We start from the raw sequence: 13,339 nt of genomic DNA on the forward strand, positions 1-13,339 counted from the left end.
CCGACAAAAAAGAGAGGGCGAGGGCGAGCGACGTGCGCTAGAAACCAGCGCATGGTGACGATCCGCCGGCAACGGCTCGACGACGCGGCCGAGGTCGCCGGCGTGCACGTCCGCGCCTGGCAAGCCGGATATGCCGGGATAATCCCGAAAGACGTGCTCGACGCCCTCGACCCCGACACCTTCGCCGCGAGACGGCGGCAGTGGCACGGAGCCAAGGAGTTCGAGACCCTGGTCGCCGTCGACGACCGGGCCATCGTCGGGTTCACCACCGTCGGCCAGTACCGCAACCAGCAGGACCGCACCGACCTGGTGCCCGGCGTCGGCGAGGTCCTGGCCATCTACCTGGAGCCGAACAGGGTGGGCACCGGCCTCGGCCGCACCCTGATGGCCGCCGGCCTGGCCGAACTCGACGACCGCGGCTTCCGGACCGTGCGCCTCTGGGTGCTCGAAGACAACACGAGAGCGCGCCGCTTCTACGAGAAGGCCGGCTTCCAGCCCGACGGCGAGCGCAACACCTACGACGTGGTGTCAGGCGGCGAGACGCTCAGGCTGCCGGAGATCCGCTACACCCGGACGATCGAGAGTTGACCGCAGCGGCATGAAGAGCAGGAGGGCCACGCTCACCCAGACGTACGCGTTGCTGCCCAGGAACCCGCCCACCCCGCCGAACCCGTGCTCCCAGACCCAGACCAGGCGGCTGCAGAGCACGGCGTACGCGATGATCGCGAAGCCCAACCAGAGACGGCGCCGCTCCTCCACCGCCGCGGCGACCAGCAGGATCAGTGCCGGCAGCAGCCAGACCAGGTGGTGCACCCAGGTCACCGGGCTGATCAGGCAGCCCAGCACGCCGGTCAGCGCCAGCCCCTCGGCCGGCGACGCGGCGCGCACCCGCCAGGCCCACGCGCCGATGGCCAGCAACACCAGCACCGCCCAGGCCAGCGACGACGGGTGCTCCGGGCTGAGCCGCGCGACCATGCCCTGCAGCGACTGGTTCGAGATGAACGCCAGCGAACCCACCCGGTCGGTGTCCCACAACGCCGACGTCCAGAACTCGCGCGACGCGGCCGGGTCGACCGCGGCGGCGGCCAACGTGGCCACGGCGGAGGTGCCGGCCGCGACCAGAGCCGCCCGCCAGCGCCGGGTGACCAGCAGATAGAGGATGAACACGCCCGGTGTCAGCTTGATCGCGGTGGCCAGGCCGATGCCCACCCCGGCCCAGCGCCGCCCGCCGGCCACCCCGACCAGCAGGTCGAGCGCCACCAGGAAGAGCAGCAGCAGGTTGACCTGACCGAAGGTGATCGTCTCCCGGTAGGGCTCGAACGCCGCGACCAGCAGGAACGCGACCGAAAGCGCGAACCACGGCGTCCAACCGGAACGCACCGCCAAGGGCAACACCAACCAACGCAGCAACGCGTACGTGGCCGCCAGCGACAGCCCGACGCTGATCACGATCGCCAGCGCCCAGGGCACGACCGCCATCGGCACCATGGCGATCGCCGCGAACGGTGGGTAGGTGAAGCCGTATTTGCTATTCGGCTTCAGGAAGTCGTACAGCATGCCGTGGTCGTGGATCCAGTAGTTGACCGCGCCGTAGTAGACCTTGAGATCGAAGAACCCGTGTCGCGCGGCGAAGAGCGCGAGGAACACGGCGACGGCGACGGCCAGGCCGGCGACGATCAACGCCTGGCGGCGCGCGGCCCCCTCGATCACCCCGTAACCCCACTCCGTAGGCTTTCCACTCATGGCTCTCGGGTATGTCCGCCCGGCGCGTCCCGAAGACGCCGGCGAGATCGCACGCATCCAGGTCGCGACCTGGCGGGTCGCATATCGCCGGATGCTGCCCCGACACGTGCTCGACGACCTCGACGAGGCGTGGATCGCGGAGCGGTGGAGCGCCTCGATCGCACAGCCGCCGTCACAGAGGCACCGGGTGCTGGTGGCTGTCGAGCAGGCCGAACAATCGTATCTGGTGGGGTTTGCGGCCTCCGGACCCGCCGACGAGCAGGCGTTGGCCCCCGAGGAGCCGGCCCTGCCGGACGATGTGGCGGCGGTCACCGACCTGCTGGTCGAGCCCCGCTGGGGCCGGCGCGGGCATGGCAGCCGGCTGCTGGCGGCGGCCGTCGACCTGTGGCGCGAAGACGGCTTCACCAGCGCGGTGGCCTGGGCCTACGACGGCGACGCGGCCACCCGCAAGTTCCTCGGCTCGGCCGGCTGGGCGCCGGACGGGGCCGGGCGGGCCCTCGACGTGGAAGACATGCTGGTCTATCAGCTCCGCCTGCACGTCGACCTGACGGCCGCACCCGACCCGGCCGGTTAACCCTTCTCCGCGCCTTCGGTGGCGCCGCGGATGAAATAGCGCTGGAAGACCGCGAAGATGATCGCCACCGGGATCGTGGCGAGCAGGGCGGCACCTAGTTTCAGCGGGTACTGCGTGCCGGACCCCAGCGAGCCGGAGACCAGGTTGGCCAGGCCTCTGGGCAGCGTGAACAGGTTGGGGTCCTGCACGGCGACCAGCGTGTGCGGAAACTCGTTCCAGGTGCCCTGGAACGACAGGATGGTCAGGGTGATCAGCGCGGGCCGGGCCATCGGCAGCACCACCGACCGGAACGTGCGGAAGACGCTGGCGCCGTCGATCCGCGCCGCCTCCTCCAGGCTCAGCGGGATCGACTCGAAGAACTGCTTCATGATGAACACGCCCGCGGCGTCGACGAGCAACGGCAGGATCAACGCGGCGTACGTGTCGTAGATGCCGAACTGGTTCAGCACGAGGAACTTGGGGATGAAGAGCACCACGCCGGGCACCGCCATCACCGCGACCACGGCCGCGAACACCGCACCGCGGCCGCGGAACCGCAGTCGCGCCAGCGCGTAGCCGGCCAGCGAGTCCAGGAACACCCGGCCGACCGTGACCACCACGGTGACCAGCAGCGAGTTGCCGATCCAGAGCCCGAAATCGCCGTCGAACAGGCGCTCGAAACCGGCCGTGCTGACCGGGTTCGGCACCGGCGAGAGCGGGTTGCCGGCCGCGTCGGGTTCGGTCTTGAACGAGTTCGTCAGCTGGATCACGAACGGGTAGATGAAGACCAGCGCGAAGAAGATCAGGACGGCGTACCCGACGATGGTGGTGACCAGGCCCTTGGGCTGCCGCTTGTTCGGCGTGGTGGTCAGCGTAGCCATCGGAACCTCCGGCGCGGCTCGTCGCGGTCGCGCATGATCCAGCGCTGCGCGAGCGTGAGCACGATGATGATCACGAACAGGATGAACGAGATCGCGGCGCCCTCGCCGTAGTCCAGGTCCTTGAACGCCGTGCGGTAGGACAGGAACGCCGGTGTCAGCGTGGTCTTGGCCGGGTTGCCCTGGCTCATCACGTAGATCTGGTCGAACACCTGCCAGGTGCCGATCAGGCCGAGCGTGAGCACCAGGAACATGGTCGGCTTGAGCAGCGGCAGCGTCACGTAGCGGAACCGCTGCCATCTGGTCGCGCCGTCGAGCTCGCTGGCCTCGTCGAGGGAGACCGGCACGCTCTGCAGCGCGGCCAGGAACATCAGCATGAAGGTGCCCGAGGTGGTCCAGATGACCAGGAACATGATCGCGCACATCGCCACGCTCGGCCCGGACAGCCACTCCCACCAACTCAGCCCGAGCGGCCCGCCGTCGTTGAGCGCCGCCGGCGCGCTGTCGACCCCGAACAGGCCCAGGATCAGGTGGATCAGCCCGCGCGAGTCGGAGAACCAGGCCGGGCCGTCGATGCCGAACCACGACAGCACCCCGTTGATGGCGCCCGAGTTGGCGAACATGAACAGGAAGACCACGCTGATCGCGACCGAACTGGTCACCGACGGGAAGTAGAACGCGGTCCGGAAGAACCCCTTCGCCTTCAGCATCCGGTTGTTGACCAGCAACGCGAGCCCGAGGGCGAGCGCCGTCTGCACCGGCACCACGATCAGCACGTAGTAGAAGTTGTTGCGCAGGCTGGTCATGAAGTCGCGGCGGGCCAGGCCGTCCTGGGTGAACAGGTGGGTGTAGTTGTCGCCACCCACGAACGGCACGCCGGACTTGAACGGGCTGCCCTGGCCCCGCCAGTCGGTCAGGCTCACCCAGAACGCCATCAGGATCGGCAACAGCAGGAACAGACCCAGGATGACCACGATCGGGAGTACGAACAGCCAGCCGGCCATGGCCTCGTTACCGCGGATGCCCCGCCCGAACCTGGGCCGGCGGCGACCGGAGCCACGGTGGGCCGGCCGGCCGCCGCCGGCGGACCGGTCATCCCGGTCCGCGGCGGCGGTCGTCACCGTCGACATCTGGTCACCCGCCGAGGTTCGCCTGGGTGTTCTTCTGGAGCGTCCCCAAGAGCTGCTTCGGGTCGCCCTTGGCCAGGCCGTTGAGCGAGGCGTCGAAGTCGGCCAGGACGCTGTCCATCTTCGGTGCGTTGACCGGGCCCTGCGCGTACTCGGCGCCGTCGATGAACGCCTTGTCCGCCGGGAACGCGGCCGTGTACTGGTCGCGCGCCGACTGGCGGGACGGCATCACGCCGAACGCCTTGGCGAAGCTCATCTGCTGGTCGACCGTGGTCATCGCCTTGACGAAGTCGATGGCCTGCTGCTTGAACTTGCTCTTGGCCGCGATGCCCCAGCAGTTGGTGAACGAGAGAGTGCCCTTGCCCTTCGGGCCGGCCGGCAGCTCGTGCACCGTGTACTTGATGCTCGGGAAGTCGTTGGTCATCGCGCCCTTGATCCAGTTGCCCTCGATCGTCATCGCGGCCTTGCCCTTGCCGAACGCCTCGCCGCCCCAGCCGGCGTCGAGCGCCTTGGGGTAGGCGGCCAGCCCGCCCTTGAGCAGCGACTGTACGTAGGTCAGCGCGGTGACGTTCTCGGCACTGTCGGCGGTCGCCTGCTTGCCGTCCTTGCTGACGATCCAGCCACCGGACTGCACGAAGAACGCGCCGACCCGGTCGCGGGTGTCCGCGATCGCCAGGGGCATGGTGCCCTTGGCCTTGAGCTTCTGGGCGACGCTGGTCAGCTGGTCCCAGGTGGTCGGGATGTCGGCGTCGGTCAGGCCGGCCTTCGTCCAGAGGTCAGTGTTGATCTCCAGCGCCAGGGTGGAGAAGTCCTTCGGGGCGCAGTAGAACTTGCCGTCGAAGGTGAACGTGTCCTTCAGGCTCTGGTAGAAGTCGTCCGGGTTGTCGACCTTGTCGCCGTAGGGCTCGAGCGCGCCGACGCTCGCGTAGTCGGCGAACCGCCCGGCGTCGACGTAGAACACGTCCGGCGGGTTGTCGCCGGCCAGCGCCTGGCCAAGCTGCTGGGTGAGGTCCTGCGCCGGGGTCACCGTGGCGGTGTTGCCGCTCTTGGTCGCCCAGGCCTGTGCCGCGTCCTTGACCGCCGCGGTCTCGGCGTCGCCGGAGGAGCCGATGAGGATCTGCAGCGACGCCGGGCCCGACGTCTGCTGTGCGGCACCGCCGCCGTCGTCGAAGCTGTCGCCGCCGCAGGCCGCGCTGGCGAGGAGGGTGCCGGCAGCGAGAACCGCGACCGCAGCGCCGCGGAACCGGGTACGTCTCATGTCGAATACTCCTGAGGGGGTTGAAGGGGACTACGCGGTAGTGCGGACCACCAGCGACGGCTGGAGCAGCACCTGTGTGGTGCCGACCGGATCGCCGTCGAGGTGGTCGGTGAGCAGGTCGATGCAGCGGGCGGCCGCATCCGGGAGCGGTTGGCTGACGCTGGTGAGGCCGATCGCCTGGGCGACCGGGGTATCGTCGAAGCCGATGACGGCCGAGCCGCCGCCGGCCCGCAGCGCACCGAGCGCGAGCGAGTCGCTGGCGCAGACGAACGCGGTCGGCGCGTCGGGCATGGCGAGCAGGTCGCGGGCGCATTCCGCGCCCTGCGGGATCCCGTCGTCGGCGCCGCGGTCGAGGCCGGCCGGATCCAGGTCGTGGGCCTTCATCGTGCGCTGCCAGCCGTCGCGCCGGTCGTCGCCGACGCCGGACCCGGCCGGCCAGCCGATGAAGCCGATCCGCCGGTGGCCGGTCTCGATCAGCCGGCGGGTGGCCTGTGCGGTGCCGGCGGCGTTGTCGACATCGACCCAGGAGTGCCGCTCGGGCGCGTCCCACGGGCGGCCGAACGTCACGAACGGCACGCCGTGCTCGGCGAGCCAGAACGTGCGGACGTCGCCGTGGTCGGTGCCGGTGAGCACGAACCCGTCGAGGTCGTAGGAAGCGAGCAGGTCGTCGAAGGTCTTGATCTCGTCGCCGTCGCCGTCGGCCGTGTAGAGCATCACCCGGTAGCCGGCGGCGGCGGCCGCGAACGTCAAGCCGTGCAGGAACCGGTCGAGCACCGAGCCGTTGATCCCGTCGCGGGTCGGCTCGATGCGCACCGCGAGCAGATGCGAACGACCCGTGCGCATCTGCCGCGCGGCCTGGTTGGCCCGGTAGCCGAGAGCGGCGATCGCCTCCTCGACCCGACGGCGGGTCTCCTCCCGCACGATGTGCGGGCTGTTGAGCACGTTGGACACCGTCTGCCGGGATACGCGGGCGTGGTGAGCCACGGTGGCAATGGTGACCTTCTCCGCCATTAAGTACCTTCCACGGTCTTGAACGTTCAAAGTCGAAAGTGCATCATTGGATCGTTCAAGTTGCAGGGTTGTTTCGCACTCTGCCGCCGCCATCCCGGCTCTGTCAAGATGGCGCCGTTACTTCGGGGAGTTTTCTGTGCCAGACCGCAACCTTCAGCCGCTGCTCCACGATCTGATCTCGACAGTGCGGGCGCCGGCGAGCGTCCTGTGCGAACCGTCGGGTCAGATCCGGGCGGTCGGGGTGCAGGGCATGTTCTACGCCGACGTACGTGTGCTGAGCCGCGCCGAGTTGTCGCTCGACGGGCGATCTGTCGAGCCGGTGGCGAATTCTCCAGTTGGTGTCGGCGCGACGGCCTTCGTTGGATTGGCCCGCTGGCTCGGAGACCCCGGCCCCGACCCGACCGTGCGGGTCACCCGGCTGCGCCGCCTCGTCCACGATGGCCTCGACGAGACCATCACCGTGACCTCGACGGCGGCGACGACCGTCTCGACGGTCGTCTCGCTCGACCTCGACGCCGACCTGGTCCCGATCGCCGCCGTCAAGGCCGGCCACGCCGCGGCGGCCGTCACCCGCGACGGCCTGACCTGGTCATCGGCGGGCGGCGTGACGGTGACCGTGACCGGCGACGACACCGACGGCGACGCGTTGCGCTGGTCGGTCACCGTCGAGCCGCGCTCGTCGGTGTCGGTGACCTGGCGGCTGCGCGTCTCCGACCCGGCCGCGCTGGTGCGCGCCCCGGCCGCGCCGGTCGAGTGGGCCCGCCCGGCGGTGACCGCCGACGACCGCCGCCTCCCCCGCCTGGTCACCCGCTCCCTCGACGACCTGGAGTCGCTGCGCCTCGTGCTGGCCTCCGCACCGGCCGACACGTTCCTCGGCGCCGGCGTCCCCTGGTTCCTGACCCTGTTCGGCCGCGACAGCCTGTGGGCGGCGCGGATGCTGCTGCCGCTCGGCACCGGCATCGCCGAAGGCACGCTGCGGGTGCTGGCCGGCCACCAGGGCACGGCCGTCGACCGCGAGTCGGGCTCGGCACCGGGCAAGATCCTGCACGAACTGCGCAGGTCCGACACGGTGCTGTCGGGTGTGCAGCTACCCGCGGCCTACTTCGGCTCGGTCGACTCCACGCTGCTGTGGATCTCGTTGTTGCACGACGCGTGGCGCTGGGGCCTGGCCCCGGAGTCGGTCGAGCGACTGCTGCCGGCGCTGGAGGCAGCGCTCGGCTGGCTCGCCGACCACGGCGACGCCGACGGCGACGGCTTCCTCGAATACATCGACGAGACCGGCCGCGGCCTGTCCAACCAGGGCTGGAAGGACTCCGGCGACTCGGTCCGCTTCCACACCGGCCAGATCGCGGCCGCACCGATCGCGCTGGTCGAGGTGCAGGGCTACGCCTACGAGGCGGCCCGGCACGGCGCCGCGCTGCTGGACGCGTTCGGCCGCCCCGGCGGCGATCGGTGGCGCGACTACGCCGAGGCGCTGGCGACCCGTTTTCGCGACACGTTCTGGGTCGACGGCCCGGCCGGTTCCTACCCGGCGCTGGCCCTCGACCGCGACAAGCGCCCGGTCGACGCGCTGACCAGCAACATCGGCCACCTGCTGGGCACCGGCCTGCTGACCGCGAAGGAGTCGGCCCAGGTGGCCGACCTGCTGGCCGCGCCCGCGATGTCGGGCGGCTTCGGCCTGCGCACGATGTCGACCCAGGACGCCGCCTTCAGCCCGCTGTCCTACCACTGCGGCTCGGTCTGGGCCCACGACACGGCGATCGTCGTCGACCGCCTGGCCAGGGCCGGTCACTCGGCGGCGGCGACCACGCTGGCCGACGGCCTGCTGGCGGCGGCCGAGTCGTTCGGCTACCAACTCCCCGAACTCTTCGGCGGCGACGACCGCGACTCCCTGGGCCGTCCGGTTCCCTACCCGGCCGCCTGCCGCCCGCAGGCCTGGGCGGCCGCGGCCGGCATCACCCTGCTGCACGCGGCGACGGGCCTGCGCCCCGACGTCCCGGCCGGCACCGTGACCCTGGCGCCGCTCGCTGGCGCACCCCTCGGTGCGGTGACCGCGAAGGGCTTCCGGGTGGGCGAGGCGACCGTGGACGTGGCGGTCACGGCCGACGGCACGGCGACCGTCTCCGGCCTGCCGGCGACACTGCGCCTGGAGCCGACGCGTTAGCCGGCACGCTCAGTCGAGCAGCGGGTCCAGGCCGACCGTCAGCCCCGGCCGGTCGGGCATCGCGCGGATGGCGAGCAGCACGCCCGGCATGAAGGAGACCCGGTCGAGGGAGTCGTGCCGGATCGTCAGCGTCTCGCCGACGGTGCCGAACAAGACCTCCTGGTGCGCGACGAGCCCCGCCGACCGAACGGCGTGCACCCGGACCCCGTCGATGTCGGCGCCGCGGGCGCCGTCGACCTCGTCCTTGGTGGCGTCGGGCACCGGACCGAGCCCGGCTTCCGCCCGCGCCCGGGCGATGGCCCGCGCGGTGTGGGTGGCGGTGCCGCTGGGCGCGTCGAGCTTGCGCGGGTGGTGCAACTCGATGACCTCGACGGACTCGAAGTGCCGCGCGGCCTTGGCCGCAAACTGCATCATCAGCACCGCGCCGATGCCGAAGTTGGGCGCCACCAGCACGCCGACGCCGGGCTTGTGCGACAGCCAACCGCGCACCCGCTCGAGCCGCTGCTCGGTGAAACCGGTGGTGCCGACCACGACGCTGATGCCCTGGTCGACGCACCAGTGCAGGTTGTCCATCACCACGTCGGGCGTGGTGAAGTCGACGACCACCTCGGCACCGGCGTCGGAGGCGCTGAAGAGGCCGTCACCCTGGTCGATCATCGCGACGAGTTCCATGTCGTCGGCCGCGTCGACGGCCTTGCAGACCTCGACGCCCATCCGCCCGCGGGCGCCCAGCACACCGACCCGGATAGGTTCGCGCACGTCAGTCACGGACCTAACCCTATGAGAAGCGGACGTCCCCGTCTTCGAAGGGTCCGATGACGGCCAGCGACATCGGTTGCCCGCACAGCTCCGCCGCCAGCGTGTTGACCTCGTCGAGGGTCACCGCGTCGACCTTGGCCAGCAACTCGTCGACGGTCAGCGGGTCGTCGTAGAGGAACTCGCCCTTGGCCAGCCGGCTCATCCGGGAGCCGGTGTCTTCCAGGCCGAGCACGTAGGAGCCCTTGGCCATGCCCTTGCCGCGGGCGATCTCCGCCGCGGTCACGCCGTCGCGCGCCACCGTCGCCAGCGAGGTCCGGGTCAGGTCGAGCACTTCCTCGACCTTGCCGGGCGCGCAGCCGGCGTAGACCGCGAACAGGCCGCTGTCGGCGAACTGGCTCGCGTAGGAGTAGACCGAGTAGGCCAGGCCCCGCTGCTCGCGGATCTCCTGGAACAGCCGGCTCGACATGCCGCCGCCGAGCACGTTGTTGAGCACGCTGAGCGCGAAGCGGCGCTGGTCGAGCCGGGCGATGCCGGCGCCGCCGAGCACCACGTGGGCCTGCTCGCTGTCTTTGCTGGACACGGCGACCTGGCCGGTGCGCAGCTTCACCGCCGGCGTCGACGGGCGCTGCCCGACCGGCGTCGCGGCCGGGGTGTCGAGCGGGGTGCCGGCCAGCGCGGCCCGCACCTGGCGGACGACCGCGGTGTGGTCGAGGTTGCCGGCCGCGGCGATCACGATGGACGGTGCCACGTAGTTGCGGCGGTAGAACGTCTCGATCTGGCGCCGGGTCATCGGCGAGATGGTTTCCTCGGTGCCGGAGATCAGCCGGCCGAGCGGGTGGCGACCGTAGACGGCGGTGGCGAAAATGTCGTGCACCTCGTCGCCGGGCTCGTCCTCGTGCATCGCGATCTCTTCGAGGATGACGGCCCGCTCGGTCTCGATGTCGGCCGGGTCGAGCACCGAGTCGGCGATCAGGTCGCACATGACGTCGATCGCCAGCGGCAGGTCGGCGTCGAGCACCCGCGCGTAATAGCAGGTGTATTCCTTCGTGGTGAAGGCGTTGGTCTCACCGCCGACCGCTTCGATCTGCGCGGAGATGTCGAGCGCGCTGCGCTTCTTGGTGCCCTTGAAGAGCAGATGCTCCAGGAAGTGCGAGCAGCCCGACTGCGCCGGCGTCTCGTCGCGGGAGCCGATCGACACCCACACGCCGAACGAGACGCTGCGCATCGCCGGCACCGCCTCGGTCAGGATCCGCAGGCCCGATGGCAGCACCGTGCGCCGGATCGTGCCACCGAGCGGGTCGGTGGTGAGGGTGCGGGTGACGGCCCGGGCCGACGCCGAAGCGCCGGCCCGTTCACGTGTCGTCATCTCAGCTGTGCCGGTTGCGCCGCCGACGCGGCTCGCCGCCGCCCTCGCCGCCCTCGTCGCCGCGGGGACCCCTGTCGCCACCCGGACGATCGCCACCGCTCGGGCCGCGGTCGCCGCGGTCACGGTCGCCGCGGTCACGCGGGCCGCGGTCGCCGGACCGGGCCGGCGGGCGCTCGGAACCCTCTTCCGCGGCGGGGGATTCCTCGCCCTCGGCGCGGACCTTGTCGAGGTAGATCTTGCCGCGCTGGTCGATGTCGGCGATCTGGACCTCGACCCGGTCGCCCACGTTGAGGAAGTCTTCGACCTTCTCGACCCGCTTGCCGTCGCCCACCTTGGAGATGTGCAGCAGGCCGTCGCGGCCGGGCAGCAGCGAGACGAACGCGCCGAACGCGGCCGTCTTCACCACGGTGCCGAGGAACTTGTCGCCGACCTTCGGCAGCGTCGGGTTGGCGATCGCGTTGATCCGCTCGACCGCGGCCTCGGCCGACGGGCCGTTGGTCGCGCCGACGTAGATCGTGCCGTCGTCTTCGATGGAGATCTCGGCGCCGGTCTCGTCCTGGATCGCGTTGATCGTCTGACCCTTGGGCCCGATCACCATGCCGATCTTGTCGACCGGGATCTTCACCGTGGTCACCCGCGGCGCGTGGTCGGACATCGTGGCCGGAGCCTCGATCGCGTCGTGCATCACGCCGAGGATCGTCGTGCGGGCCTCGTGTGCCTGCTGGAGCGCACCGGCCAGCACGTCGGACGGGATGCCGTTGAGCTTGGTGTCGAGCTGCAGCGCGGTGACGAACTCCGGCGTGCCGGCGACCTTGAAGTCCATGTCGCCGTAGGCGTCTTCGGCACCGAGGATGTCGGTCAGCGTGACGTACTGCGTCTTGCCGTCGACCTCGTCGGAGATCAGGCCCATCGCGATGCCGGCGACCGGTGCCTTCAGCGGCACACCGGCCGAGAGCAGCGCCAGGGTCGACGCGCAGACCGAGCCCATCGAGGTCGAGCCGTTGGAGCTCAGCGCCTCGGAGACCTGGCGGATCGCGTAGGGGAACTCCTCGCGGGCCGGCAGCACCGGGATCAGCGCCCGCTCGGCCAGCGCGCCGTGGCCGATCTCGCGGCGCTTCGGCGAACCCACCCGGCCGGTCTCACCGGTCGAGTAGGGCGGGAAGTTGTAGTTGTGCATGTAGCGCTTGTGCTTCTCGGGCGAGAGCGTGTCGAGCTGCTGCTCCATCCGGAGCATGTTGAGCGTGGTGACGCCGAGGATCTGCGTCTCGCCGCGCTCGAACAGCGCCGAGCCGTGCACCCGGGGCAGCACGTCGATCTGCGCCGACAGCGGCCGGATGTCGCGCGGGCCGCGGCCGTCGATGCGGACCTGGTCGCGCAGCACGCGGGAGCGCACCTCGCTCTTGGTCACCGAGCGGAGGGCGGCCGAGAGCTCCTTCTCGCGCCCCTCGAACTGGGCGTCGAGCTGCTCGTGGACCTTGTCCTTGATCCGGTCGAGGGCCTCTTCGCGCTCCGCCTTGCTGGAGATCTTGAGCGCCTCGGCGACCTCGCCCCGAACCGCACCGGACACGGCCTCGAAGGCGTCGTCCTGGTAGTCGAGGAAGACCGGGAACTCGGCGACCGGCTTGGCGGCGATGTCGGCGAGCTCGCTCTGCGCGCGGCAGAGCTCGCGGATGGCCGGCTTGGCGGCCTCGAGACCGCCTGCGACGACGTCCTCGGTCGGCGCGGTCGCACCGTCGGCGACGAGCTTGACGGTGTTCACGGTGGCCTCGGCCTCGACCATCATGATCGCGACATCACCGTCGGGCAGCACCCGGCCGGCGATGACCATGTCGAAGGTCGCCCGGGCGAGCTCCTCGTGGGTCGGGAAGGCGACCCACTGGCCGTCGATGTGCGCCATGCGGGTGGCGCCGATCGGGCCCGAGAACGGCAGGCCGGACAGCTTGGTCGACAGCGAGGCCGCGTTGATGGCGACCACGTCGTAGGGGTGGGCCGGATCGAGCGCCAGGATGGTCTCGATGACCTGGACCTCGTTGCGCAGGCCCTTGACGAACGACGGGCGCAGCGGCCGGTCGATCAGCCGGCAGGTGAGGATCGCGTCCTCGCTGGGCCGGCCCTCGCGGCGGAAGAACGAGCCGGGGATCCGCCCGGCCGCGTACATCCGCTCCTCGACGTCGACCGTCAGCGGGAAGAAGTCGAACTGGTCGCGCGGCGACTTGCCGGCCGCGGTCGTCGACAGGACGGTGGTGTCGCCCAGCTGGGCGATGCACGACCCGGGCGCCTGCTTCGCGAGGCGGCCCGTGGTGAAGGTGATCTCCCGGGTGCCGAAGCTCCCGTTGTCGATCACCGCGGTGCTCTGCTTGTCGCCGAGTTTGGTCTCGGTCATGAGTGCGTTGTGCTCCTTCGGTCGTGGGCACGGCTCGACCCCACGTGGAGGGGGAGCTGCTCTGACGGCCGGTCTTCGATCGAAGCGCCCGGGGGAG

General features: G+C 70.6%; 11 protein-coding genes. 3 read left to right on the forward strand and 8 right to left on the reverse strand.

All coding sequences use genetic code 11. The features are described 5' to 3' along the window. Positions 1-51 precede the first annotated feature (51 nt). A complete protein-coding gene (locus AB0J74_RS29825; protein WP_363453767.1) occupies positions 52-588 on the forward strand; it encodes a GNAT family N-acetyltransferase in 537 nt (178 codons plus the stop codon). Here the strand turns inward: AB0J74_RS29825 and AB0J74_RS29830 are convergent. Then, positions 529-1,710: a glycosyltransferase 87 family protein gene (locus tag AB0J74_RS29830; protein ID WP_363453847.1), complete on the reverse strand. Its 1,182-nt coding sequence runs from the start codon at positions 1,708-1,710 to the stop codon at positions 529-531. The genes AB0J74_RS29825 and AB0J74_RS29830 overlap by 60 nt on opposite strands. A gap of 31 nt (positions 1,711-1,741) precedes the next feature. Between AB0J74_RS29830 and AB0J74_RS29835 the strand changes: the two genes are divergently transcribed. After that, positions 1,742-2,317 (forward strand): GNAT family N-acetyltransferase, encoded by a 576-nt coding sequence (locus tag AB0J74_RS29835; protein ID WP_363453769.1) that lies wholly within the window; start codon positions 1,742-1,744, stop codon positions 2,315-2,317. On the opposite strand, the gene AB0J74_RS29840 is transcribed toward AB0J74_RS29835, so the two are convergent. The 4 genes from AB0J74_RS29840 to AB0J74_RS29855 are packed head-to-tail and all read right to left on the reverse strand — an operon-like array spanning position 2,314 to position 6,543. After that, on the reverse strand, positions 2,314-3,177 hold the full coding sequence (locus tag AB0J74_RS29840; RefSeq protein ID WP_363453771.1) for a carbohydrate ABC transporter permease: 864 nt from the start codon (positions 3,175-3,177) through the stop codon (positions 2,314-2,316). The genes AB0J74_RS29835 and AB0J74_RS29840 overlap by 4 nt on opposite strands. After that, positions 3,165-4,304, reverse strand: a complete 1,140-nt coding sequence (locus AB0J74_RS29845; RefSeq protein WP_363453773.1) for a sugar ABC transporter permease — start codon at positions 4,302-4,304, stop codon at positions 3,165-3,167. The genes AB0J74_RS29840 and AB0J74_RS29845 overlap by 13 nt, the downstream gene beginning before the upstream one ends. Before the next feature lie 4 nt (positions 4,305-4,308). Continuing rightward, complete coding sequence (locus AB0J74_RS29850) at positions 4,309-5,559, reverse strand: extracellular solute-binding protein (RefSeq protein ID WP_363453775.1); 1,251 nt, start codon at positions 5,557-5,559, stop codon at positions 4,309-4,311. Between the two features lie 30 nt (positions 5,560-5,589). After that, complete coding sequence (locus tag AB0J74_RS29855) at positions 5,590-6,543, reverse strand: LacI family DNA-binding transcriptional regulator (protein ID WP_363453777.1); 954 nt, start codon at positions 6,541-6,543, stop codon at positions 5,590-5,592. A gap of 163 nt (positions 6,544-6,706) precedes the next feature. Here AB0J74_RS29855 and AB0J74_RS29860 point away from each other — a divergent pair, with 163 nt between their 5' ends. Next, a complete protein-coding gene (locus tag AB0J74_RS29860) occupies positions 6,707-8,734 on the forward strand; it encodes a glycogen debranching N-terminal domain-containing protein (RefSeq protein WP_363453779.1) in 2,028 nt (675 codons plus the stop codon). 9 nt (positions 8,735-8,743) lie between these two features. Here AB0J74_RS29860 and dapB read toward each other — a convergent pair whose 3' ends face one another. The 3 genes from dapB to AB0J74_RS29875 are packed head-to-tail and all read right to left on the reverse strand — an operon-like array spanning position 8,744 to position 13,242. Then, positions 8,744-9,502: a 4-hydroxy-tetrahydrodipicolinate reductase gene (dapB, locus tag AB0J74_RS29865; RefSeq protein WP_363453781.1), complete on the reverse strand. Its 759-nt coding sequence runs from the start codon at positions 9,500-9,502 to the stop codon at positions 8,744-8,746. A 10-nt stretch (positions 9,503-9,512) separates the two neighbouring features. Continuing rightward, entirely contained in the window at positions 9,513-10,859 is a 1,347-nt protein-coding gene (locus AB0J74_RS29870; protein ID WP_363453783.1) for a pitrilysin family protein, read from the reverse strand. A gap of 1 nt (position 10,860) precedes the next feature. Further along, entirely contained in the window at positions 10,861-13,242 is a 2,382-nt protein-coding gene (locus AB0J74_RS29875; protein WP_363453785.1) for a polyribonucleotide nucleotidyltransferase, read from the reverse strand. Positions 13,243-13,339: the final 97 nt, after the last annotated feature.

It is taken from the genome of Asanoa sp. NPDC049573 (assembly GCF_040676615.1).
Taxonomy (GTDB): Bacteria; Actinomycetota; Actinomycetes; order Mycobacteriales; family Micromonosporaceae; genus Asanoa.

What these genes read in the sequence shown, in the direction of transcription:
- AB0J74_RS29825 (WP_363453767.1), top strand. Translation starts at nt 52, where the DNA reads ATGGTGACGATCCGCCGGCAACGGCTCGACGACGCGGCCGAGGTCGCC.
- AB0J74_RS29835 (WP_363453769.1), top strand. Translation starts at nt 1,742, where the DNA reads ATGGCTCTCGGGTATGTCCGCCCGGCGCGTCCCGAAGACGCCGGCGAG.
- AB0J74_RS29840 (WP_363453771.1), bottom strand. Translation starts at nt 3,177, where the DNA reads ATGGCTACGCTGACCACCACGCCGAACAAGCGGCAGCCCAAGGGCCTG.
- AB0J74_RS29845 (WP_363453773.1), bottom strand. Translation starts at nt 4,304, where the DNA reads ATGTCGACGGTGACGACCGCCGCCGCGGACCGGGATGACCGGTCCGCC.
- AB0J74_RS29850 (WP_363453775.1), bottom strand. Translation starts at nt 5,559, where the DNA reads ATGAGACGTACCCGGTTCCGCGGCGCTGCGGTCGCGGTTCTCGCTGCC.
- AB0J74_RS29870 (WP_363453783.1), bottom strand. Translation starts at nt 10,859, where the DNA reads ATGACGACACGTGAACGGGCCGGCGCTTCGGCGTCGGCCCGGGCCGTC.
- AB0J74_RS29875 (WP_363453785.1), bottom strand. Translation starts at nt 13,242, where the DNA reads ATGACCGAGACCAAACTCGGCGACAAGCAGAGCACCGCGGTGATCGAC.